Below are 23,185 nucleotides of genomic sequence, written 5' to 3'. Positions count from 1 at the left end.
TTGCGCGCTCGCGCTGGTGCTCTGCGCCACGGGCTTCTTCATGCTGCGCGGCGCCACGCCCGCGTCGGGGGTGTCTTCCTCGCCCCCCTTGGCGGGACCTCGTCCGAGGCTCGTGTCGGTGGGGCCCAAGCTCACCAGCAATCAGACATCACAGCCGTTGGCGGTGTACGGCGAGAACCTGGTGCCGGGGTTGAAGCTGGCCCTGGGCGCCCCGCTCTCGCGCCAGCTTCCGCTCGCGGTCGTCGATGCGCGTCATGCCTATGCGCGCCTGCCCGCGGAGGTCGGGCTGGATGCCGAGCTGCCCCAGGCCGTGGTGGACGTGACGCTCGCGGCGGACGCGGGCCCCGCGCCAGAAGGGTCGGCGCGGCTCACCGTGGTGAACGACGCGGCGTTCGCGGACCTCGCGGCGATGGTGTCTTCGCCGGATGGCCGCACGCTGTTCATCGCCTCGCCTCCCACCGACACCGTGTACGCGCTGGACGTGGAGCAGGGGCGCGTGGTGTCGCTCGCGACAGCGGACGGTCCCAGCGCGCTCGCGACGTGGAAGGACGCGGCGGGACGTGCGTGGCTCGGTGTGGCGCACCGCTTCGCACCGGAGCTGCGGCTGTACGCGCTGGATGCGCTGGACCAGGCGCCCCGCATCCTTCCCGCCCCCGAGGGAGCGGAAGGCCTGGAGGTGGATGGCGCGCGCGGCGTGGCCTTCGTGGCCGAGCACATCCGCGACACCGTGCGCGCCGTGGGCTTGGACGATGGCCGCGAGCGTTGGGTGACGCCGGTGGACCCCAACCCGCGCGCGCTCGCGCGGCTCCAGGGGCTGCTGTCGGTGGGCAGTCTCCAGACCGGGCAAGTGGTGCTGCTTCGTGAGGAGGACGGCGCGGAGGTGGGCACGGTGGTGCCGCGGCCCGGCGTCTCCATCGTGGGCGGCAACACCGAGCCGTTTCGCGCGCAGGTGATGGGCGGCAAGGCGCCGCGCGCGCTCGTGGCCAGCGCGAAGTGGGCGCGTGTCTTCATGGCGAGCCTGGGGCCGAACGTGGGGCCCAACGCCCAGCGCATGGAGGTGAGCGCGAACAGCGGCGTGGCGGTGCTGGACCCCGCGCGGCGCCAGATGGTGCGGCACCGAGGCTTCGGCGCGGGCATCACGGAAGGGCTCGCGCTGGACGACGCGGCGGGGCTGCTCTACGCGGCGGATGTGGCGCTGGGGCGCGTGCGCGTGCTCGACGTGAAGGCCCTGGTGACGAGCGACGAGGCGGCGCGCGGCGCGGTCCTCCAGGAGTTGGCCATTCCTCCTCCTGAGGGCACGCCGCGGATCCGTCCCGCGAGCGACCTGTCGACGAAGGGCCGCGCGGGAGATGAGCTGCACTCGGGACCGCGCGCGCTCGCGCTGTCTCCGGATGGGCGCACGCTCTATGTGCTCAACCGCTTCACGCACACAGTGGCGGTGGTGGACGTGAGCGAGGCCCGCAAGGGAGGGGCGCGCGTGCTGCGCCAGCTCCCCGTGGAGTCGCCGCGCGCGCAGGCCCGGCGCCGCTTGGGTCAGGTGCTCTACTACGCGGACCTGGGGCGCACCGGCATGAGCTGCGATGCGTGTCATCTGGAGGGGCACACCGGGGGCGTCTTCTACGAGAAGACGCGGCCCATGCGTATCTACCGCTCCACCACGGCGCTGGGCAGCCGCGACACCCCGCCGTACTTCACGCCCGCGAGCACGCACAGCATCGCGGAGACGGCGCGCACGGTGGGCGGGCGCAACCGCTTCCACAATCCCAACCCCACCGAGGAGGAGGTGGAGGCGCTCGCGCTCTTCACCTCGCTCATGACCACGCCGCCCAATCCCTACCGGGACGCGGCCGGCGCCCCTCGGGACGAGGTTCCGCTGCCAGATGGGCGCACGGGTCACCCCGCGCGCGGGCGAGAGCTGTTCGAGGGGAAGGGAGGCTGTGTCGCCTGTCACCCCGCACCGCTCTACACGCTGGACGAGTCACCCGCGACGCGAGGCCAGTACCTGGATGTGGGCACGCCCGTGGCGCTGCCCCTGCGCTTGGAGATGCAGGACCAGGTGGTGGGCGCGGCGCCGCCCTCGCTGGTGGGCGCGTGGGACATCTGGCCCATGCTCACCAGCGGCGCCGCGGGCTACGCGGTGGAGGGAGACCATTTGACGGTGGGCTCGCGCTTCGCGCTGCGCGCCGTGCTCGACATGTCGGGGCCGCGTCACGGCAACGCCTCGGCACTGACTCCGGAGGAGCGGGATGATCTGCTCGGATTCCTGCTCACGCTGTAACCCCGAGCCCGTGGCGCGGTCCGTTCGCGCCACCGAGCCTATGGCGCGGTCCGCCCGCGCCACCGAGCCTATGGCGCGGTCCGTTCGCGCCACCGAGCCTATGGCGCGGTCCGTTCGCGCCACCTTGTTCCACGACCGGCCGAATTCCTTGGCCCCGCTGCGTGCCGGTCATGGGTTTCCACGGCGTGACTTGCGTCACCTCGGGGGCCTGAGGTCTACAATCCCAGTGATGCGCGCACTCTCGCGGGCTGCTCCGCTCTTCGTTCCAGTCCTGTGCTTGTTGTCCTGCTCCGACGCGGGGCTGTACGCGCTCGAGGGTCGCGCTGGCGGCGCCAAGGACCGCGCCGCGTTCGAGGGCGACATCTGCGTCCCGGTGGCGGGCGGCGACGCGTTCCCCGTCAAGGCACTCTTCGCGTTGCAGGGCGGCGCGGGCGTGGAGACGGAGATGGTGGGCTTCGCGACGGATGGGCTCGCCTCGCTCACCAGTCGCTTCTCCGGCCCGTACATCTCCTTCGGGCTCGTCGCGTACCACACGTTCGCCACGGGCATTCAAGGCAGCTTCACGGATGCCTCCAGCTTCCAGGAGGTGCTGCCGCGCTACTCCAGCTACCAGGAGTCGGGGCCCAACAGCATCCGCTCCGCGCTGAAGCTCTCCAAGAGCTTGCTGTCCGGCGACATGCAGACGTCGTGTCGCGGCGCGGTGGCGCGCACGCGCTACGTGGTGGGCCTCGTGGTTCGCAGCGAGGACCTGAGCTGCGCCAACCCCGGCTTCAACGAGGGCATCGACTCGCGCTGCAAGGCCCTGCGCAGCGGCGCCAACTGCGGTGAGAGCCCCGCGGCGCAGCGCCTGTGTGATGCCGAGTGCAGCAAGTGCGAGCTGACGGCGGCCACCGGAGAACTCAAGGCGCTCACCGAGCAGTACAGCGCGGGCGAGGTCTCCGTGCAGCCCATCTATGTGCGCGGCGCCACGCCGGATCCGGTGACGCGCGCGGAGGTGGCCGTCATCGCCAAGGCCAGCGGCAGCGAGCCCATCGAGACGGACATCGCGGGCCTGCCCTCCGCGCTGGGCTCGCTCAACTACGCGCCGCTCAACAACGCGCTGAAGCTCAAGCGCTTCTTCGCCTTCAACCGCAACGTGCAGGTGCGCGACGGTCAGCTGATGCCGGACAGCGACGGTGACGGCGTGTCGGACGACGACGAGCGCGCCATGGGGTTGGACCCCACGCAGCCGGACACGGACCAGGACGGCCTCATGGACGGCATCGAGCTGCGCATGGGGTTGGATCCGCTCAAGGTGGACATCATCAACGGCTGCAACGTGAACCTGGACGAGGACGGCGACCGCCTCAACACCTGCGAGGAGCGCGTGCTGGGCACCAACCCCTGCATGGGCGACACGGACGGCGACGGCCTGCCGGACCTGGTGGAGGCGCTGTCTCATACGAATCCGCTCGTCCCCGAGGACCTCCAGGACAGCGACCGCGATGGCCTCACCAACGTGCAAGAGGTGGAGGCACACTCGGATCCGCTCAGCGCCGACCTCGACTTCCACCGCGACCGCGGCTACGGCTACTCACTGAAAGAGGCCGCGCCCTCGGTGGACAATCGCCCGTGCTACCGCGCCCGCGCGGAGAACGTCTCGCTGGTCCCCACGCTCGAGCGCCCCAACCCCGTCATCCCCGGGGTCCGCATCCCGGCCGGCACCAACGAGGTCTACCTGTACCTGCAAGTCGGCCGGGACAATGATCCGCGCGGCGCGGGCATTGGCTCGCTCTTCATCCAGGACTTCCGCTACAGCACCCAGGACGGACGCACCCCCGCGGGCACCGTTCGCTTCGTGCCCGAGGACTTCGTGCTCGGAATCTGACGCCGTGAAGGTGTGGGGTCTCCCCCTCGCTCTCACTGGGGAGCGCCCCCCACACACCTGCCTTGCAATGTCTCAGTCGTCGTCCAAGAGCTTGAAACTGCTGAACTCGATGCATCGCTGGGCGACGGATCGCCTCTTGCTAAGAGTCCCGCGCTGAAAGGAGTCAACATGACACTCGCACGCATTGCTCCCGCGCTGGCGCTTGGCGCATTCCTGGTCCTCACCCCCAATGTTTCTCAGGCGCAGGACGCGCCCGACAATCCGGAGTGCCTGGGCGACGAATGCGGTCGCCCGAAGGAGGAGGGCGGCGGGTGCGGCTGCGGCTGCGGCTGCTCCGTCTGGGTGGCCTACACCGACGACGGCAAGACGCTGTCGTACACCGATGACGCGGACGGCGACGGCAAGGCCGACGACAAGGACAACTGCCCGTTCGCCAGCAACCGCGATCAGCTCGATGGCGACGGCGATGGCGTGGGCGATGCCTGCGACAACTGCTCGGCGCAGTCCAACGTCCGCCAGCTCGACACGGACGGCGACGGCATCGGCGATGACTGCGACACCGACGACGACAACGACGGCAAGCTGGACGCCGCGGACAACTGCCCGCTCGTCTCCAACGCCAACCAGGCGGACGCGGACAAGGATGGCAAGGGCGACGTCTGCGACACGGACGACGACAACGACGGCGTGCCGGACGGCCAGGACAACTGCCCGCTCATCGCCAACCCGCTGCAGGGCCCGCCGGAGAACCCCGCGCTGTGCCGCACGGACGATGACAAGGACGGCATCGCGGACAGCTACGACAACTGCCCGGGCGTGGCCAACACGGACCAGAAGGACTCGGACGACGACGGCCAGGGCGACGCGTGCGACGTGGACGACGACAACGACGGCGTCCTCGACGGCGCGCCGGACAACTGCCCGCTCGTGGCCAACCGCGACCAGTCGGACGATGACGGCGACGGCAAGGGCGACGCCTGTGACGACTACTTCTGCCTCGTGTTGGACAAGAACAACGCCGAGGCCTGCCTCGATCCGAAGTCGCCGTTCACCGTGGGCACCGGCGGCAGCATGACGCTGGACAAGGCCGGCGACGCCATCCGCCCGCCGCTCTTCGCCAACCGCAACGGCGCGGCCATCGAGTACACGTGGACCGTGGTGAAGCGTCCGTCCGGCTCCAACTCCGTGGTGGAGAACCCGAAGGGCGCCGTCACCTACAGCCGTCACTGGGAATACGCCTACGTGGACGGCAGCGTGCCGAACTTCAAGCCGGACAAGGAGGGTGAGTACGAGCTGCAGCTCACCGCCAACCTGGCGTTCGCCGACCGTGTGTTCCCCGCGCAGCGCAGCTCCATCGCCAGCCTGAAGCTGAAGGTGGGCAAGGACGACGAAGGCTCGGGCTGCACGTCGCTGCCGGCTGGCACCAGCGCCGCCGCGCTCGGCGCCGCGCTGCTCGGCCTGCTGCTGCGCCGCCGTCGGACGGAGTAATCTCATTGCCATGACAGGAGGCTCGTTTCGCATGCGCCGCTTCACCGCTTCACCGCTCTGGGTGACGGGCCTCCTGGCCGTAACCCTCCTGTCCTGCTCCGACACGCTGCTGGAGCCCAAGGCTCAGGAGAAGACGAACCTCGATGACCGCCTGACCCTCACCGGTCGGGTGTGCACCCGCCCACCCAACCCCTCGGGGTTCCCGGTGAAGGTCGTGGTGGTCGTCGACGAGTCCGGCAGCATGTGCGTGTCGGATCCGCCGGGCTCGCAGGAGGGCAGCGGCTTCTGCGAGCGCGCCGAGGTGCAGGCCATCATCCCGCCGGGCGTCACCGAGCCCGCGCGGGTGCGCGCCCTCAAGAAGCTGGTGAAGCAGTTCCGCGACATCAACGACAACCGCGGCGGCAACATCACGGTGTCCATCGCGCCGTTCGAGACCAACGTGAAGAACGTCTGGCCCGCGAACGTGACGGGAGACCGGTTCGCCAAGCCGGACGCGAACATCGACAGCTACATCAGCGGCCTGCAGTCCCAGCTCGGCAAGGGCACGGACTACCAGGGCGCGCTCAGCTACGCCTACGGCGTCATCGCGAGCGACATCGAGAAGACCTCCGTGAGCAACCCGGAGCTGCTGCCTCGCACGCGCTACGTGGTGGTGTTCCTCACGGACGGCACGCCGTATCCGCGCTGCTCGGCCAACGACAACCTCACGGCGTACGCGAGCCCGGACTCCCCGGACCTCACGTGGCGCGACTCGTTGACCAGCTTCTGCAACGCCACCAGCACCACGGACGCCATCACCGGCTTCGAGGTGGGCACGGACCGCAACCAGAACTACCAGCTCTTCAGCTACGTGCGCCGGCTGATGGAGTTGAAGGACCAGTACAACGTGGGCGACGTGCGCATGCACACCGTGCTGCTCTTCAACGAAGAGGCCGTGCGCGCGTGTGGCCCCATCTGCCAGGACATCTACGGCACGTATCCCGGCGTGCCCCAGGCGCAGTACCCGCAGGCGGCGAAGAAGATCGCCTCGTGGCTGCTCAAGCGCTTCGCGGACATGGGCAACGGCGTGTACCAGGAGTTCAACGACACGGCGGAGATCTCCAACCTGGGCCTGGGCGCGCTGGACTACTCGTCCTTCGCCTCGCCCAACGTGATGAAGACGCTCTTCGTGGAGTCGCTCAGCTCGGCTCCCGGTGAGGACAAGCGGGTGCTGGACAGCGACGGCGACGGCGTCCCGGACGACCAGGACAACAGCGTCGAGTTGAAGACGAACCCCTTCAACACCGACAGCGACGGCGACTGTCTGGATGACGGCTTCGAGTGGCGCAGGTGGGACCAGGGCTTCCGGCCCTCCAACGACCTGGACGCGCGGGGCTGCAACCCCGCGTCTCCGCTGACGCCCAAGTGCTCGTGCAGCGACACGGACGGCGATGCGCTGTCGCAGTTCGCCGAGCAGTACCTCAAGACGCGCGAGGGCATCGTGGACAGCGATGGCGACGGCGCGCCGGACGGCCTGGAGTCCAAGTGGGGACTCAATCCGTTGCAGGCCACCGTGGCCGGGCTGGACACGGACGGCGACGGCATTCCGGATGACGCGGAGCTGCGCGCCGGAAGCGACCCCACGCGCCGCGACCGCACCTTCTACGAGCGCTTCGGCTACCAGTACGAGACGAAGATCGCCGAGGTGCGGCCCGACCAGAGCATCTGCTACGACTTCACGGTGACGAACCTCCAACTCGTCACCACGCAGGACAGCACGGACGAGTCCAAGAAGCCGAAGCCCTCGCGGCCCGGCGTGAAGCAGGGCTTCAACCTCTTCAAGGTCTGGTTCGCGGAGGCCCCGGAGAGTGGCGTGGCCACGGACTACGGCGTGTGGCACACGGCCTGCGCCTGGGCCCAGTACGCTCCCCCCAGCATCCGTGTTCCACTGGGGCCCGAGCTGGCTTTCGAGAGCAGGGACTTCCGTGAGCCTCGGCAGATGACGGACCCGTGGAAGGACCAGGGACAGTGTGTCGGCGTGACGCCGACGCAGGGGAGCAAATAGACGTGAGTCGCACCGGACGTCTGCTCGTGGCCAGCCTGGCGGCGCTCGCCGTGGTGGTGGCCTGTACCGATAGCTACCTCTACGACCCGCGCCGCGAGACGGACGTGCCCGCGGACCGCACCGTCGCGTTCGATGGGCGCTTCTGCACCCTCGGCGCCAACGAGGTCCGCCGGCCCATCAAGATTGTCGTCGCCATGGACGCCAGCCAGTCCATGCGCGTGAGCGATCCAGATGGCACGCGCGCCACCGCGCTCGTGGACCTCATCGAGAACCTGCCGCAGGACGAGGAGGTCGCCATCGCGGTGATGCTGTTCGCCGGCAGCACCACGGCGTTCCTCACCCAGAACCCGGGCCCGCCGCCCGAGGATGGCTTCGTGCAGGTGTCCAAGCTGGACGCCGCCGCGCGCAACAAGCTCACCGAGCAGCTCCTCACCTTCCGCAACCAGGACACCTCCCCGAACCGGGACTCGACGGACTTCGTCAAGCCGCTGGCGGACATCTACTCGCTCATCAACACGGACATCTCGCGCGCGCGGCAGAACCCGGATGGCGCGCAGGCGCTGGCGCTCGCGCGCTACTCGGTCATCTTCCTGTCGGACGGTCACCCCACGAACGACCAGCGCGACGAGCTGGTGGGCGGCGACGCGGTGGTGCGCATCCGCCAGCTCCGCGACCTGGTGGAGGACGTGAAGGTCAACACCGTGCACGTCTTCAATCCCACGCAGCCCGTCACCACGCGCTGCGACGTCACGGACACGGGCGAGGTGGGCGATGGTGGCTGCCCCTTGCGCATCATCAACCAGGACGCGCAGCTCCTCGAGGACATGGCGGGGCGGGGCGGCGGCAACTTCCGCGACTTCCGCAACAACGAGCCCATCAACTTCCTCAACTTCCAGTTCGGTCAGGTGCGCCGCGCCTTCACGCTGAAGGAGCTGGTGGCCTCCAACTTCTCCGCGCCACCGGGCAGCCCGCAGGGCGAGGCGGACACGGATGGAGACGGCCTCAGCGACGCGCGCGAGGCGGAGCTGGGCACGGACCCCAACCGGAAGGACACGGACGGGGACGGCTTCAGCGACGGCGTGGAGGTGTACTACCGGGAGCGCGGCGTGGACTTCAATCCCACGCAAGTGGCGCTGCCGGATGGCGGTGGCCTGGACAAGGGCTGTCCGCCCGCGCTGCGCGACCAGGACACGGACTGCGACGGCCTGCTGGATTGCGATGAGCAGTTCATCGGCACCAACGCCTCGCTGGTGGACAGCGACCGCGACGGCGTCCCGGACGGCGTGGAGTGGCGCGGCGGCACGCAGGGCTCCAGCGATGACCTGGACGAGGACCCGGACAACGACGGGCTGACGAGCCGCGCGGAGCTGCGCATGCACATGCGCCCGCTCTCCGTGGACACCGCGCACCTGGCGTCGGAGGGCTACCGTTACAGCGTGCTCGCGGACGGCCCGCCGGACGTCAACGGGCGGCAGTGCTACCGCTTCCGCGTGGACAACGTGCTCCTGGCGCCCACGCAGGACTTCGTGTCCGACGGTGGCGTGGCCGGTGGCCCGGACGCGGGCGTGATTCTGCGTGGCGCCGGCCACAACGACCTGTACCTGTCCTTCGCCATGGTGCCCGCGGATGAGCCGTCCTCGCGCACGCTGGTGCGGACCTTCCGCGTGGACAACGTGCGCTACCCGGTGGGCGGCATCAAGTCCCCGCCGGACGGCGTCATCCGCGTCAACCCCGAGGACTTCGTGGACGGCTGCTTCGGCCGGCCCACCCCCTAGAGCCCCATGCGCACCCACGCCCGACTCCTGCCCGTCGCTCTGCTCCTCGCCGCCGCCTGCTCCTCGGGGGGCGGGGAGCCGCCACCGCCCGAGAACCCCACGGTGGTGGACCTGTGCAACAGCCGCGACGAGGCGCTGACGCTGCCCGACTGCGAGCTGAAGCCCGGCCAGCCCTTGGATCGCTTCCTCGCGCTGGAGGGGGACGTGAAGGGCGGCGACCAGGACTGGTACAGCATCACCATCCCGGCCAATGCCAACGCGCGCACGCTGGTGCACATCACCGGCGCGTACCTCGCGTCGAGCACGGCGGTGAACCTGACGCTGAACCTGTTGGAGCCGGGCGCGGACGGCAAGGACCGCAGCCTGGTGATGAAGAAGGACGTGCCAGGACAGGGGCAGCCCCAGCCGGTGGACATCATCCTGCCGTACGCCAAGGGCGGCACGCGCCTGTTGCTGCTCGTGCAGGACTCTCCGAGCAACCCCTCGCGCCCCAACTTCGACGCGCGCAATCCGTACCGCCTCACGGTGGAGGTGGTGGAAGACCCCGACACGAACGAGCCCAATGACACCACGCCCACGGCCATCCCGCTGGCGGCGCAGGGCGCGGTGCTGGTGGGCACGCAGCACGGCTACCTGTCCACGCAAGGGGACGTGGACCAGTACTCCTTCCCGCTGACCGCGGGGAAGATCGCCTACGTGCGCGTCACCGCGCCGGACCAGGGCTTCATGCCCAACTACCGCCTGTCCTATGAGCTGCGCCGTCCGGGCGCCCTGGGCAAGGAGTCCGAGGACCAGGTGTCACCCAAGGTCCATCCGGGCGTGCTCGCCACGGCGCGCAAGGTGAAGGACCCGGGCACCTGGACGCTGGTGGTGAAGGGCTATCAGGCGGGGACGGACAAGGAGGCGCCGCAGGGGGACTTGCGCCAGCCCTATGACGTGGAAGTGCGCGTCATGGACGAGGAGGACAAGCAGGACCAGAACGGCGACAACGACGTGGCGGAGCGCGCCACGCTGCTCACCATGGACGGCACCACGCCGGGGAGCGTGGGCGCGACGCTGACGTTCACCGGACGCCTGGGCTACACGGCGGACGCGGACTGGTATGCGGTGCGGCTGCCGTCGGCGTCCGCGCCCTCGGTGCTGCGCTATCGCGTGGTGCCGCAGTCGGGTGGCGCCAACAGCGGCCGGTTCGAGCCGCTGCCCCTGCCGCAGGGCGTGTTCCCGGACCGCGAGGTGCTGGTCCTGACCCAGGTGGTGACGGGCACGGGTCTGCCCGCGCAGCGCACGGCCTGCGTCACCGACCCCGTGGCGTGCCCCAAGGGCTACTCGGAGAACCCGAGCGCCCGCGCGCTGGTGGAGAACTACTGCAACGCGTACACGCAGGCGATGTGCGTGCACTCGTCTCGCTCCGAGGCGGACCCCGCGCGCTTCCCCGGCCTGAGCAACTTCCAGGGCGCCATCCCCGTGCCTGGCCACGGTGGCTCCATCACGTATGTCTTCGTGGTGCGCGAGACGAAGCGCTGGGCCGAGGACCGCGACTACAAGCTGGAGGTGGTCTGGGACGCGGAGGACACCGCCGAGGTGTCGGCCTACAGCGGCGGCGTCGAGCAGCCGCACGCGCTCACCCTCGCGAGCGTGGGCGCGGGCAGCCTGCCTGCGCCGGGCAGTGACAGCGCGTTCGCGGTGTCGGGCGAGCTGTCGCACGGCTACGGCCGGCTGCGCCCCAATGACCGCGTCACCGGCCTGGGCGTGCGCGGACCGAATGACTACGACGCGGTGCCCTCCGACGTGGACACGTACATCTACCAGCTCCCCGCGCTGCCCGAGCCCGAGGACTCCGCGTGGCTGGTGCAGTGGCAGGTGCAGAACCTGGCGGACGGCGGCACGCCGCACGGGCTGGCCCTGGACGTGACGTTCTGCGACGGCGACATGAAGGGCGGCTCGCCGGACGGCGGCACCGTGCCCGACGCGGGCATGGGCCCCAACTGCTACCCCGTCTCCACGGTGAGCACGGGCGACCCGCTGACGCTGGCCTTCCGCGGGGATGCGATGCGCGCGTGGCACACCACCAACTCCGCGCCGCTCAGCAGCTACCAGCCGCTCTACAAGATGGACAAGACGGCGGCGACCACCACCGTCACGCTCGCGCCCTACGCCTGCGCCTGTCTGGAGCGGCGCTTCATCCGCGGCGGGCAGATGAAGCTGGCCGTGTCCGCCACCGAGCGCACCGACTACGCGCACGTGAACTACACGCTGCGCACCGGCTACGGGACGTACCCGCGCTCGTACGTCACGGCGGATGGGAAGAACGAGTACCAGTGCCCGCTGGTGACCCAGGATGGCGGCACGACGCTGCCGGATGGCGGCGCGGGCTCGAAGTGGGCGGGAGGCTGCCAGTTCACCCGCCAGTGAGCGCGGTGGCGGCAATGCCAGACATTCCGCCCGGCGCTGCGCACGGGCGGGAGCCAACGCTCCCGCCCGGCTGTTGCGTGTTACGGATTGATGCCCTTGGCCGTCAGCGGAATCTCCAGCGACGGCGTATTGGCGGCGTTGGACTGCACGGTGAGCTTGCCCGTGAAGTCCCCCGCCTTCTTGGGCGAGAACGTGACCTGGATGAAGGTCTTCGCGTTCGTCTCCAGCTTCAGCGGCTGGCCGGCCGTCCACCCCTCGGGGGGCGTGAGCTTGAACTCGCTCGGGCCCGAGACGGCGATGTCGGTGATTTCCAGTGTCTGGAGGCCCCCATTGCGGATGTAGAGGGTGTTGTAGGTGGAGCGCCCTACGTAGGTGCCGCTGTTGTACTCGGTGTCGAACTGCATGGCATTGCGGTCGATGACCAACTGGGGCGAGTTGGGCAGTTTCTCGTCATCGTTTCCACAGCCCGCCGCGGCAATGAGGATGATGGGCAGCCACAGGGTCTTCAGGCGCATGGACATCCACTCCTTGGATGAGGTTGAGAAGATGGTTTCACTTGTAACAGTGTTTGGCCGACGGGCCCAGATGGTGGTGAGTGTTTTGTCGTTGGCGATGATGTCTGCCTGTGGCGGCTCGCGTGAGCAGTTCATTGGGCCGCGCGTGCTGGATGCCTGCAACGCCTCGTGGCCGGTGTGCAGCCAGATTGCTGGCTGCATCCTCGGGCCGGAGAGCTACGCGGAGGGCCGCTTCCCGGGCTCCACGCAGCTCATCGTCCAGGTGCCCGAGGCCTCCACCATCAAGGTGCACTTCTATCTGGAGGAGGTGACGGCGGCGGGCGAGGAGACGGCCATCGTCTTCCAGGAGGAGGGCTGCCGCTCGCGCAAGCGGGAGGCCATCACCGGCAAGCTCGCCATCGACAGCATGGAGAAGTTCGGCGAGTTCACCCGCGAGGCGGACGTGACGGGCGTGGGCGACCACCTCATCCAGATTCAGTCCGACATGCAGGCGCGCTACGTGGTGAAGGTGGACGTGACGCCGCTGCGCAACCGGTAGCGCGAGCGCGCCAGGGCGCTCGCGCCGTCGCGGCTCTACCCCTTGAGCGTGCGCACCAGGTGGTCCGCCACGCGGAAGCTGTTGGCGGCGATGGTCAGCGTGGAGGGCACGCTGCCTCCGGTGGGCATGAAGCTGCCGTCCACGACGTAGAGGTTGGGCACCTCGTGCGCGCGGCAGTTCTTGTCCAGCACCGAGCTGGCCGGGTCGTCTCCGAAGCGACACGTGCCGTGCTGGAGGATGGTCGTCTCGCCCGCGATGCCCACGCGCTGCACGTCATCCGGGTCCAACCGCATGAGGACCTCCTCGCCGCGGTCCACGAGGAATCGCGTGGCGGCGAAGTCCATGGGGTGCCGGTCCAACGTGATGGCGGCCACGGGGATGCCGTACTTGTCCTTCACGCCGGACTCGACGGTGACGGCCGTCCCCGGCGTGGGGAGGAACTCCGCGTAGACCTCGAACTGGAGGATGCGCGAGTCGCGATACGCGCGCATGCGGTCCTTCAGCTCCTTGCCGAAGACGCCGTTCTTGCCCGAGCCCGCCATCCCCACCGCCGCGAAGATGGGGTTGGGGTGCGTCCACATGAAGCCGAGCGTGCCGCCCTTGCGGAAGCCGAAGCGCGCGTCCGGCATCAGGTAGAAGTCCTGGAGGCTGCGGTTCACGAAGGGCGAGGGGTCCGTGAGCCAGGGCCGCGCGGCCTTCTGCTTGGAAATACGGAAGGTGGCGCGCGACTCGCCGAACGAGCTGAACAGGAGGTTCTTGCCCACCAGCCCGCTGCCGTTGGCCAGCCCCTTGGGGAAGCGGTTGGACGTGGAGTTGAGGAGCAGGCGCGCGCTCTCCACCGCGGTGCACGACGACACGATGATGCGCGCGGGCTGCTCCTGCGCGACGCCGTCGGGGTCCAGGTAGACGACGCTGCGGGCGCGGCCTCGCGCGTCCACCTCGATGGAGCGCGCCATGCAGCCGGGACGCAGCTCCACGTTGCCCGTGGCGAGCGCGGCGGGGATGAGGCTGGCGTTGGTGCCGCTCTTGGCGCCCATCTCGCAGCCGTAGCTGCCGCACAGCGCGCAGTACGCGCAGGCGGAGCGGCCTTTGTACGGGCGGCTGATGATGCCGCGCGCGGTGGGCACCGAGTGCCAGCCGAGCGCCGAGCACACCTTGTCGATTTCTCCCGAGATGGGGTGCGTGTCGAGCGGAGGAAGGGGGTAGGGGCCGGAGCGCGGCTCCAAGAAGGGATGGGCCACGGCCTGACCCGACACGCCCATCTCGGCCTCGGCCTTGTCGTAGAAGGGCGCCAGGTCCTCGTAGGAGATGGGCCAGTCCGCCAGCGTGCTGCCGGGGATGGGGCCGAGCGTGGAGCGCAGGCGGAAGTCCACCGGCTTGAGCCGGTAGAAGTAGCCGCTCATGTGCACGGTGCCGCCGCCCACGCAGTTGGCGGTCCACGCGGTGTTGCTGCGCTCGTAGCGCTCCTTGGGGCCGCGGCGCACCAGGTGCGGCTCTTCCCAGGGCAGCGGCATGAAGAAGTTGCGGCGGCTGTTGAGGATCTCGTCGTGGACGAAGTCGCGCGGTTGGTAATGCGCGCCCTTCTCCAGCACCACGACCTTGAAGCCCGCGCGGCCCAGCTCCAACGCGAGGGGCGCTCCGCCCGCGCCGCTGCCGACGATGCAGACATCCACCTCGGGCTTGCTCACCGGTGGCTCCCGCACTCGCGCAGGCACTTCGGGCCGTCGTAGCCCTCGGGCGGCGCCATGGCCACGGTGCCCACCATGTCGAAGCCCATGAGGCGCCAGCCCACCTTGCCTTGGTTGCCGCCGTAGGACGGGTCTCCGAGGAAGCCCTCCAGCGAGAGCACCATCAGGAGTTCGAAGAAGTGCGCCTCGCCGCTGCCCTGCGGGCTGTCCTTGAAGATGGCGAGCAGCTCGTCCTGCTGCGCGGGCGTGGCCTGCGCGAAGCCCGTCTGGAACATGCGCTGCGCGCGGCGCTCCATCGCGGCGAGGCCGGTGACGAAGTCATGGCGCATCTGCGTCAGCTCGGGCGTCTGGAGCATGCGGTCGATGTAGATCGGCACGTCCGCGTCCAGCGCGCCGGGGTCCTCGTCGCGCGGCAGCAATCGCTCGGCGGCGGCGGCCACGGTGGCGTACTCGAAGCGCGAGAAGGTGCGCAGCGCTTGTCCCTTCGCCGTGGTGCCAGTGGACGCGGGGGGGGCGGGCGGAGGCGGCGCATCCGAGCCGCGCTTGCACGCGATGCCGCCCAGCAGCACCACGCCACCTCCCAGGAATGTCAGGCGTTGGATGAAGGAGCGCCGAGACAGACGCTTCGAGGACGGACGCGCGCGAGCCATAGGCCCCGAAGCCTAGCGCGTGTCTGGCGCGCTGTATTGCATCGCTACTGCATCGCGAAGTGAGGGTGAGAGTCCACGTCATGTGGGGTGCAGCCACCACTCCGCCTCGCGACGCGTTGGCGACGGGCAGGCGTGCATTCGCGCGAGGTGCACGCGTGGGACGCTGGAATAGGATGGCGTCCCGATGCGGCAGACAACCAAGGAGACGATGCACATGAGACGGCACGCCTATGCGCTGTGCCTGGCGCTCGCGCTGGGGTGTGGCAACGACAAGCCGGGCAACCCGGATGGTGGACCCAAGCCCGGAGAGGATCCGAACGCGGGCTCGCCCTTCGTGCGGCTCACCGTCGACGCCGACCCCAGCGAGCTGCACCGCATCTCGTCCATCGCCATGGCGGTGGGGCCGCAGGATCGCATCGGCGTGGTGTACTTCGCCAAGCTGAACGACAAGGACTTCCAGCTGCGCTACCGCGAGGTGCGCGACGGTCAGGTGGCGAGCACCTTCGAGGCCATCGCCACGGTGCAGCGCGTGTTCGGCGTGTCGTTGTCGTTCGGGCCGGACGGTCAGCCCGTGGTGGCCTACCTGGGCGGCGGGAGCGATCAATCCGTGCTCTGGTTCCAGAGCGACATGGCGCTGTCGTACCGCAACGCCCAGGGCACCTGGACGGAGCGCATCGCGGTGCGCCGGGGCGACGAGGCCCGCGCGGGCAACGCCGTCAGCGACACGGGCCTGCTGGTGGGGCTCAACCCCGCGCTCGTGTTCTCGGGCTCGGAGGCCATCGTGGCGTACCGCGATGGACACGACGGCCAGTTCCCGCAGCAGGACTGGGCGGGCAGCGACCTGGAGGTGGCCACGGGTGGCCCCACCACGTGGCAGCACCGCGTGGTCGCCGCGGGCGGTGACTCCAAGAAGGCCTACGGTGGCCACATCAACATGATCATGGCGGGCGGACAGCCGGCGCTCGTGAGCGACCAGGCCTTTGGTGGACCGGACGCCACGGGCCAGAACGTGTTCTTCCAGCGGCGCACCGCGGATGGCGCCACGTGGTCCGCGCCGCTGCAGGTCCAGGCGGTGGGCAACACGCAGCTCGGCGCCTCGCTGGCGTACGACACGCAGGAGGGCTTCGGCATCGCGGTGGTGGACCGCAACTCGGACCGCCTCACGTATACGGAGTGCGCTGGCACCACCGCGACGAAGTGCACGGTGGCGGGGGACTGGTCGCTGCCGTTCCCGGTGTTCCAGGCGGGCTCGGGCGGCTGGTATCCGTCGCTGGCGTTCGACCCCACCACGCACGAGCCGGCCATCGCGTTCCACGTCTGCTCGCAGGAGGCGGGCCGCAACGAGACGAGCTGCACGCCCGCGGATGATCAGCTCCTCATCTCCACGCGCATCTCCGGCACGTGGCGCGAGGTGCTGGTGGACAGCGCGGGCGGCTGGTCTCCCAAGCTGGCGTTCCTGTCGTCGGGCAAGCGCGTGGTGCTCTATCGCGTGCCGTCCTCGGGGACCCTCACGCTCGCGGTGGAGCGATGACGCGCGGAGGCCGGGGGCTCGTGTCTTTGGGGCTCGCGGGCCTCGCGTGCGCGGCGGGCATCCTCGCGTGTGGACGGGGGGACAACTCCCTGTCGGGCAGCGTGTCGGAGCTGTTCCCCACGGGCGACGTGTCGCGCGTGGAGGTGCGGCGCAACGCCGAGGCGTTCCAGGTCAGCTACTTCCGCAACAACGGGATGGACGTGGACCTCGTCGCCCGCCTCACGGTGGACACCGAGGGCCTGGACCTCAAGCCGGGGGCCAAGCTTCCGCTGGGCGGCACGACGCCCTCGGGCAAGGACCGCGCCTCGGTGGTGCACGTGGCGGCGGGCGAGCCCGCGCGCATGTTCGGCCCCGTGGAGCGCGGAGACCTGGTGCTCGACAAGGGCGGCAACCCGGGTGAGGCCACCTCGGGTGACTTCTCGCTGTCGTTCCGCAAGGGCGATGCCTACGGCGCCGGCCGCAGCATGGAAGGCACCTTCTCCGCCACCGCGCTCGATGCGGGCTTCGGCCCCGAGACGGGCGAGGTGAAGCCGCCTCCCGAGCAGCCCTGAGTCGCGGGGTGACGCGCGGAGCCCTTCAGGGGGCTCCGCGGTCGGTCCGCGCGGAGGGGCTTCAGCGCGCCGCGCAGGTGTTGAGCGCCAGGGCCTGCGATGCGAGCGGGGCCTGGTGCGTGGCGTACTGGGCCAGGGCCTCGGCGCCGCCCTGGAGGAACAGCTGGCGCGCGGTGTCCACGGCGTCGCGCGCGTGCACGGTGAGCGCGGTGCCCTCGGCGTTGGTCACCACCACCGCGCCATCCTGCTGCTCCTGCGCGCGGATGAGCAGGGCGCCCGTGTCGTCGCGCGCGACCATGCCGTCCTCGAGCGGCTCGAAGTAGCGCACCACCGGCGCCTGTCCCTCGCGGCGCAGCTCCATGCGCATCACGCCGGTCTCCACGTCGCGCGACATCTCCAGCGTGTCCGTGTCGTTGAGGCGCACGATGCGCGTGTTGCCGTCCGGGCTGTCCGCGCTGCCCACCACCTTGTCACCGGACCAGAACTCGATGCTGTTGACGACGAGCGCGTCCGCGAGCGTGCCCAGCTCGTAGACAGGGACGATGACGAAGACGAGGAAGATGAGCCACTGGACGAACTTGTTCCCCGACACGTCCTTGTTGAACTGCCAGATCTTCCGAGTCAGGCCGAACGACCCGAAGCATCCCGTGGCCTGCAGCGCCAGGAAGCCCGCAACCGTCACTCCGAGCCAGCGAGATCGACGCATCTTCATCCTCCTTGAATGGGGGGCTGACAGCGAATCCCGTGTCACCATGCCACGAGGGTTCATACGACTGGGCGGGTTTTGAAGAGATGTCCAATGCCTGCCATTGGGTCCCCCTCCGCGTCCGGGGGTGAGAAGATGCCGCCCCGTGTCCATCCCCCTCCGGCTTCCGCGCCTTACGCTGCTCGTCCTCGTCGCATCCTCGTCCGCTGCCTGGGCCTCCGGGCCTGACGCGGGCAGCGCCGCTCCGCCCGCCGCGCTCGCGTGCCTGGCGAAGTGGTACCCGGCGGTGCGGCCCGTCCAGGAAGAAGGGGGGCGCTGGGGCTTCCAGCTCGCGGCGGAGGGGCCCACGTATCCGTTCGACGATGGGCGCGTGAAGTCGTTCGACGAGCGCCTGGACGCACCGGACCTGGAGGACACGCTGTCGCTGCCGTACCGGGCCGGGCCGGTGGTGCCCGTGACGGGCGTGAATGATGACCCGGGCCGCATCCGGTGGGATCCGCTGTTCCACGCCACCTACGGCGCTTCCGCCGAGCAGGTCCGCGCGGCGCTGGTGCCAGTCGTCTTCGCGGGCACGACGCTGCGGGTGCACGCGAAGGTGGCGCCCGCGTTCCGCCGCGTGGCCGAGCGCGTGGAGGCGCTGCTCGCGGCCGACGCGTCGCTGCGCCCGTTCGTGAGCAAGGTGGGCGGCACGTTCAACTGGCGGACCATCGCGAACACGAAGCGGCAGAGCGCGCATTCCTACGGCGTGTCGCTCGACCTGAACGTGGCGCGCTCGCACTACTGGGAATGGCAGAAGCCCAAGGAGCCGGTGCGCTGGGCCAACGCCATCCCCCAGGTGCTCGTGGACGCCTTCGAGGCCGAGGGCTTCATCTGGGGAGGGCGCTGGTACCACTACGACACGATGCACTTCGAGTACCGGCCGGAGCTGTTGGACCCGGCGTGCCGCGCGCCCTGAGGCCCGCGGCCCCGCGTCAGTCGCTCTCGCTCTGCACCAGCCCGTACTTGTGCAACAGCGAGTACAGGTGCTTGCGGTCCAGCTCGGCCTCGCGCGCGGCGCGGGCGATGTTGCCCCGGGCGCGGCCTAGGAGGCGCGTGAGGTACTCGCGCTCGAAGGCGCGCACCAGGTCGTCCTTGCAGACCTTGAAGGGGCCGGTGAACTCCACCGAGAGCGAGTCGCCTTCGGCCGCCGGCACGTCCCGGGTGAACTCGCGCAGCAGGCTGTCCCCCGCCAGCTCGGGGATGTCCACCATGTGACGGGCGCGCTCCAGCGCGTTGCGCAGCTCGCGCACGTTGCCCGGCCACGTGTGCCCGAGGAACTGCTCGCGAATCTTCTCCGGCAGCCGCGCCCACAGGCCCTCGCCGGCGAAGGCCTCCACCAGCAGCGGGATGTCCTCCTTGCGGTCGCGCAGGGACGGCAGCACGACGGTGAAGACAGACAGGCGGAAGTAGAGGTCCTCGCGGAAGCGGCCGGCCTGCGTCTCCGCCCACAGGTCCTTCTTGCTGGCCACGACGATGCGCGCGTTGAAGGAGATGGGGGTCGAGGCGCCCAGGCGGCGGAACTCGCGATCCTCGATGGCGCGCAGCAGCTTGGGCTGCAGGTCCAGCGCGAGGTCGTCGATTTCATCCAGGAACAGCGTGCCGCCGTTGGCGCGCTCCAGGCACCCGATGCGCTGGCTCACCGCGCCGGTGAACGCGCCCTTCTCGTGGCCGAACAGCTCGCTCTCGATGAGCGAGTCGGAGACGCTGGCGCAGTCGAAGACGACGAGCGGCCCGGACGCGCGCGGGCTCAACTTGTGGATGGCCTTGGCGCCCGCGCCCTTGCCCGAGCCCGTCTCGCCCACCAGCAGCACGGTGGAGTCCGTGGGCGCGATGCGCTGGAGCAGCGCGAAAATCTGCCGCATGGGCACGCTGCGGCCCACCAGGTCGCCCAGCCGGTCCTCGACCGTGGGCTCCACCTGCACGGGCGCCATCTGCGGGCTGAAGCGCAGGCGCACGTCGCCCACTTCCAGCAGCGCGCCGGGGCGCAGGTACGCCTCGCGCACCTGGGCGCCGTCGAGGAACGTGCCGTTGGTGGACCCGAGGTCCTGGACGAGGAAGCGATCTCCCTGGCGCTGCACGACGAGGTGGTTGCGGCTCACCGTGGGGTGGTCGATGACGACGTCGTTGTCGGACGACTTCCCGACGCGCAGGGCTTCATTGGCGAGTGGATAGACGGTGCCAGCGCGCTCGGTATCCAGGAGCACCAGGTGGAACTGCTGTGCGGACAGCCGCTCCCCCTGTGCCCGTGTGCCGACGACCGTGTGCGTGGGGATGGGGGACGGAGGAAAGGGGGGCATGAACGGGACGGCATTCTAGACGGCTTCGCGCCGCGTGGTGATTTCCTGCGTCCTGCCATCGCGGTCGCCCCGTTGCCGGGCAGGCGCGGGCGAGGCCCGGGCGCTCGTGGTACGACCGACCCCCCATGATGAAGCGCTCCTGCCTGCTGCTCCTCGTGACGGCCTGCGCGACCGTCCCGCCCACGCTCCCGGACTCCAAGGAACTGCGCGAGCCCTCCGCGCCCAGCCGGACGTGGACGCAGGCTCGGGCGGTGGTGGTGCGTCATGCCACGGTGATGCCAGCCTCGGGTCCGGCCATCGCGGACGGCGCGGTGGCGTTCGTGGACGGAAAGCTCGTCGCGGTGGGACGGGACTCCGAGGTGCGCTCGCCGCCCGGCGCCGAGGAGGTGGATGGCACCGGGATGTACGTCACCCCGGGGATCATCGACGCGCACAGCCACCTGGGCGTCTATTCCTCGCCGGCCAGCTTCTCCAACGACGACGGCAACGAGGCCACGGCCCCCGTCACCGCCGAGGTCTCCGCCGAGCACTCCTTCTGGCCGCAGGACCCGGGCCTGCGCCGAGCCGCGGCGGGCGGTGTCACGTCGCTGCTGGTGCTGCCCGGCAGCGCCAACCTGATTGGCGGGCGCGGCTTCCCGGTGAAGCTGCACTTCGGACGCTCCGCCGCCGAGGTCCGCTTCCCGGGCGCTCGCGACGTGCTGAAGATGGCGTGCGGCGAGAATCCTCGGAACACATACGGTCTGGAGAAGAAGGTGGCGCCGTCGACCCGGATGGGGAACGTGGCGGGCTACCGACAGGCCTTCGCGCAGGCGCGCGAGTACCTGGACAAGTGGGACGACTGGCGCCGCAAGCACGAGAAGCAGGGCGAGGAGGCGGGGCCCGCGCCGCTGCGCGACCTCAAGCTGGAGACGCTGGCGGAGGTGCTGCGCGGCCACATCCTGGTGCAGAACCACTGCTACCGCGCGGACGAGATGGCCGTGATGCTCCAGGTGGCGCGCGAGGCGGGCTTCCAGATTCGCGCCTTCCACCACGGGCTGGAGGCCTACAAGCTGCGAGACGCGCTGGCGCGCGAGCACGTGGCGGTGGCCACCTGGGCGGACTGGTGGGGCTACAAGCTGGAGGCGTGGGACGGCATCCCGGAGAACGCGGGGCTGGTGTCCCAGGCGGGAGGCCGGGCTGTCATCCACTCGGACTCGCCCTATGGCATCCAGCGACTCAACCAGGAGGCGGCCAAGGCGCTGTGGCGCGCGCGTGAGGCGGGCATCCCCATCTCCGAGGAGGAGGCGCTGCGCTGGGTGACGCTCCATCCCGCGTGGGTGATGGGCGTGGACGACGTCACCGGCTCGCTGGAGCCGGGGAAGATGGCGGACGTGGTGCTGTGGCGCGGACATCCGCTGAGCGTCTACGCGCGGGCGGAGCGCGTCTGGGCGGACGGCGTCGTCACGTTTGACGCCGCCACGGGCCCGGTGGACGACAGCGACTTCGAGGTGGGCGCGCTGGCCGAGGCCACAGGCCACCTGGTGGCGCGTCCCGCGTCCGCGCCCACGCTCGCGGCGCTGGGACTGACGGCGCGCTGCGAGTCGGGCAAGGACGCCACGTGCTCGCGCCCGTTGGCGGTGGAGCCGGGGGCCTGCACCGTGTTCCGCGGCGTGACGGCCTTCACCGGCGCGGAGTGGCTGCGCGACGCCACGGTGGTGGTGGACGGCGGCAAGGTGGCGCGGGTGGGCGCGGGCGTCTCGGCGCCCGCGGGATGTCGCGAGGTGGACGGGAAGGGCCGGGTGCTGACGCCGGGCTTCGTGGAGCCGTTCACCGGGCTGGGCCTGGTGGAGGTGCTGCAGGAGGACTCGACGCAGGACGAGAGCCCGCGCGGCGACGCGGCGAAGAAGGACCTGCGCGCGGCGCTTCAGGCGAGTGACAGCCTCAACCCCGCGTCGGCGGCGTTCCCGGTGGCGCGCCTGGGCGGCGTGACGAGCGTGGTGTCGGTACCCTCGGGAGGACTGGTGGCGGGGCAGAGCGCCGCGGTGGACACGGACGGACGGCTGCGTCGCGCGTCGCTGGCCATGCACGTGAACCTGGGGCTGTTGGGGCGCAACGCGGTCTCGGGCTCGCGCGCCATGGTGTTGGAGCGGCTGCGCGAGCTGTTGTTCGACGCGCGCGAGTACGGTCGGCGCAAGGCGGAGTTCGACACGCGTCGGCTGCGCGAGCTGGCGGCGAGTCGTTTGGACCTGGAGGCGCTGCAGCCGGTGCTCGCGGGCGCGATGCCCGTGGTGGTCCACGCCGACCGTGAGTCGGACATCCGCGCGGCGTTGTCACTCGCGCGCGAGTACAACCTGAGGCTCGTGCTCGCCGGAGGTGGCGAGGCGTGGCGGGTGGCGCCGGAGCTGGCCGCGGCCAAGGTCTCCGTCATCCTCCAGCCGACGCAGAACCTGCCCGCGGACTTCGACAGACTGAGCAGCCGATTGGATGCGGCGGTGCTGCTGACGCAAGCCGGGGTGAAGGTCCTCGTCTCGGGGATGGGCGAGCCCGGCATGGTGCGCACGCTGGCGCAGGAGGCGGGCAACGCGGTGGCCTGGGGCCTGCCGCACACCGAGGCCCTGCGCGCGATGACGGCCAACGTGGCCGACGCGTTCAACCTGGACGTCGGCCGGATTGCTCCAGGCGCCACGGCGGACGTGGTGCTCTGGAACGGAGACCCGCTGGAGGTGTCCAGCCGCCCGCTGGGCATGTGGCTCGCGGGGCGGCAGGTGTCACTGGTCAGCCGGCAGCAGGCCTTGCTGGAGAAGTACCGGACCGTTCCCCGGTAGCG

General features: G+C 70.2%; 15 protein-coding genes and 1 pseudogene. 11 read left to right on the top strand and 5 right to left on the bottom strand.

The features are described from left to right. The first annotated feature begins 100 nt into the window (after positions 1 to 100). From JGU66_10040 to JGU66_10015, 6 genes and pseudogenes are all read left to right on the top strand, one after another. Positions 101 to 2,278, top strand: a pseudogene (locus tag JGU66_10040) (MtsA protein). 229 nt (positions 2,279 to 2,507) lie between these two features. Further along, entirely contained in the window at positions 2,508 to 4,145 is a 1,638-nt protein-coding gene (locus JGU66_10035) for a calcium-binding protein (GenBank protein ID MBJ6761102.1), read from the top strand. A 168-nt stretch (positions 4,146 to 4,313) separates the two neighbouring features. Continuing rightward, entirely contained in the window at positions 4,314 to 5,633 is a 1,320-nt protein-coding gene (locus tag JGU66_10030) for a thrombospondin type 3 repeat-containing protein (protein ID MBJ6761101.1), read from the top strand. 31 nt (positions 5,634 to 5,664) lie between these two features. Next, positions 5,665 to 7,677: a VWA domain-containing protein gene (locus JGU66_10025; GenBank protein ID MBJ6761100.1), complete on the top strand. Its 2,013-nt coding sequence runs from the start codon at positions 5,665 to 5,667 to the stop codon at positions 7,675 to 7,677. Between the two features lie 2 nt (positions 7,678 to 7,679). Continuing rightward, positions 7,680 to 9,452, top strand: coding sequence for a VWA domain-containing protein (locus JGU66_10020; GenBank protein ID MBJ6761099.1), 1,773 nt, complete (start codon positions 7,680 to 7,682; stop codon positions 9,450 to 9,452). 6 nt (positions 9,453 to 9,458) lie between these two features. After that, on the top strand, positions 9,459 to 11,864 hold the full coding sequence (locus JGU66_10015; protein ID MBJ6761098.1) for a hypothetical protein: 2,406 nt from the start codon (positions 9,459 to 9,461) through the stop codon (positions 11,862 to 11,864). Between the two features lie 80 nt (positions 11,865 to 11,944). Here JGU66_10015 and JGU66_10010 read toward each other — a convergent pair whose 3' ends face one another. After that, entirely contained in the window at positions 11,945 to 12,385 is a 441-nt protein-coding gene (locus tag JGU66_10010) for a hypothetical protein (GenBank protein ID MBJ6761097.1), read from the bottom strand. Here JGU66_10010 and JGU66_10005 point away from each other — a divergent pair. After that, a complete protein-coding gene (locus JGU66_10005) occupies positions 12,348 to 12,917 on the top strand; it encodes a hypothetical protein (GenBank protein ID MBJ6761096.1) in 570 nt (189 codons plus the stop codon). The two genes, JGU66_10010 and JGU66_10005, sit on opposite strands and share 38 nt — an antisense overlap. A 35-nt stretch (positions 12,918 to 12,952) precedes the next feature. On the opposite strand, the gene JGU66_10000 is transcribed toward JGU66_10005, so the two are convergent. Then, positions 12,953 to 14,605, bottom strand: a complete 1,653-nt coding sequence (locus tag JGU66_10000; protein ID MBJ6761095.1) for a GMC family oxidoreductase — start codon at positions 14,603 to 14,605, stop codon at positions 12,953 to 12,955. After that, entirely contained in the window at positions 14,602 to 15,255 is a 654-nt protein-coding gene (locus JGU66_09995) for a gluconate 2-dehydrogenase subunit 3 family protein (protein MBJ6761094.1), read from the bottom strand. Before JGU66_09995 ends, JGU66_10000 begins: the two co-directional genes overlap by 4 nt. A gap of 214 nt (positions 15,256 to 15,469) precedes the next feature. Here JGU66_09995 and JGU66_09990 point away from each other — a divergent pair, with 214 nt between their 5' ends. Both JGU66_09990 and JGU66_09985 read left to right on the top strand, forming a co-directional pair. Beyond that, the gene (locus JGU66_09990) at positions 15,470 to 16,786 is read left to right on the top strand and encodes a hypothetical protein (GenBank protein ID MBJ6761093.1); all 1,317 of its coding nucleotides are present in this window, start codon (positions 15,470 to 15,472) and stop codon (positions 16,784 to 16,786) included. Further along, on the top strand, positions 16,783 to 17,337 hold the full coding sequence (locus JGU66_09985; GenBank protein MBJ6761092.1) for a hypothetical protein: 555 nt from the start codon (positions 16,783 to 16,785) through the stop codon (positions 17,335 to 17,337). The genes JGU66_09990 and JGU66_09985 overlap by 4 nt, the downstream gene beginning before the upstream one ends. Positions 17,338 to 17,398: 61 nt before the next feature. Here JGU66_09985 and JGU66_09980 read toward each other — a convergent pair whose 3' ends face one another. Further along, positions 17,399 to 18,049 carry a DUF3332 domain-containing protein gene (locus JGU66_09980; protein ID MBJ6761091.1) on the bottom strand — a complete coding sequence of 217 codons (651 nt, stop codon included), beginning with the start codon at positions 18,047 to 18,049 and terminating at the stop codon, positions 17,399 to 17,401. A 280-nt stretch (positions 18,050 to 18,329) separates the two neighbouring features. On the opposite strand from JGU66_09980, the gene JGU66_09975 reads away from it, so the two are divergent. Then, positions 18,330 to 18,998 carry a M15 family metallopeptidase gene (locus JGU66_09975; protein ID MBJ6761090.1) on the top strand — a complete coding sequence of 223 codons (669 nt, stop codon included), beginning with the start codon at positions 18,330 to 18,332 and terminating at the stop codon, positions 18,996 to 18,998. 16 nt (positions 18,999 to 19,014) lie between these two features. Here the strand turns inward: JGU66_09975 and JGU66_09970 are convergent, their stop codons facing one another. Beyond that, positions 19,015 to 20,379: a sigma 54-dependent Fis family transcriptional regulator gene (locus JGU66_09970; protein MBJ6761089.1), complete on the bottom strand. Its 1,365-nt coding sequence runs from the start codon at positions 20,377 to 20,379 to the stop codon at positions 19,015 to 19,017. A 125-nt stretch (positions 20,380 to 20,504) separates the two neighbouring features. Here JGU66_09970 and JGU66_09965 point away from each other — a divergent pair, with 125 nt between their 5' ends. Next, on the top strand, positions 20,505 to 23,183 hold the full coding sequence (locus tag JGU66_09965) for an amidohydrolase family protein (protein MBJ6761088.1): 2,679 nt from the start codon (positions 20,505 to 20,507) through the stop codon (positions 23,181 to 23,183). The last annotated feature ends 2 nt before the right edge of the window (positions 23,184 to 23,185 follow it).

Source organism: Myxococcaceae bacterium JPH2, assembly GCA_016458225.1.
Taxonomy (GTDB): Bacteria; Myxococcota; Myxococcia; order Myxococcales; family Myxococcaceae; genus Citreicoccus.
The sequence above is the reverse complement of the archived record's forward strand: the minus strand, read 5'-3'. Positions and strand labels throughout refer to the sequence as shown.

What these genes read in the sequence shown, in the direction of transcription:
- JGU66_10025 (MBJ6761100.1), top strand. Translation starts at nt 5,665, where the DNA reads ATGCGCCGCTTCACCGCTTCACCGCTCTGGGTGACGGGCCTCCTGGCC.
- JGU66_09970 (MBJ6761089.1), bottom strand. Translation starts at nt 20,379, where the DNA reads ATGCCCCCCTTTCCTCCGTCCCCCATCCCCACGCACACGGTCGTCGGC.
- JGU66_10005 (MBJ6761096.1), top strand. Translation starts at nt 12,348, where the DNA reads ATGATGGGCAGCCACAGGGTCTTCAGGCGCATGGACATCCACTCCTTG.
- JGU66_09995 (MBJ6761094.1), bottom strand. Translation starts at nt 15,255, where the DNA reads ATGGCTCGCGCGCGTCCGTCCTCGAAGCGTCTGTCTCGGCGCTCCTTC.
- JGU66_10010 (MBJ6761097.1), bottom strand. Translation starts at nt 12,385, where the DNA reads ATGTCCATGCGCCTGAAGACCCTGTGGCTGCCCATCATCCTCATTGCC.
- JGU66_10015 (MBJ6761098.1), top strand. Translation starts at nt 9,459, where the DNA reads ATGCGCACCCACGCCCGACTCCTGCCCGTCGCTCTGCTCCTCGCCGCC.
- JGU66_09985 (MBJ6761092.1), top strand. Translation starts at nt 16,783, where the DNA reads ATGACGCGCGGAGGCCGGGGGCTCGTGTCTTTGGGGCTCGCGGGCCTC.
- JGU66_09965 (MBJ6761088.1), top strand. Translation starts at nt 20,505, where the DNA reads ATGATGAAGCGCTCCTGCCTGCTGCTCCTCGTGACGGCCTGCGCGACC.
- JGU66_09980 (MBJ6761091.1), bottom strand. Translation starts at nt 18,049, where the DNA reads ATGAAGATGCGTCGATCTCGCTGGCTCGGAGTGACGGTTGCGGGCTTC.
- JGU66_10035 (MBJ6761102.1), top strand. Translation starts at nt 2,508, where the DNA reads ATGCGCGCACTCTCGCGGGCTGCTCCGCTCTTCGTTCCAGTCCTGTGC.
- JGU66_10030 (MBJ6761101.1), top strand. Translation starts at nt 4,314, where the DNA reads ATGACACTCGCACGCATTGCTCCCGCGCTGGCGCTTGGCGCATTCCTG.
- JGU66_09990 (MBJ6761093.1), top strand. Translation starts at nt 15,470, where the DNA reads ATGAGACGGCACGCCTATGCGCTGTGCCTGGCGCTCGCGCTGGGGTGT.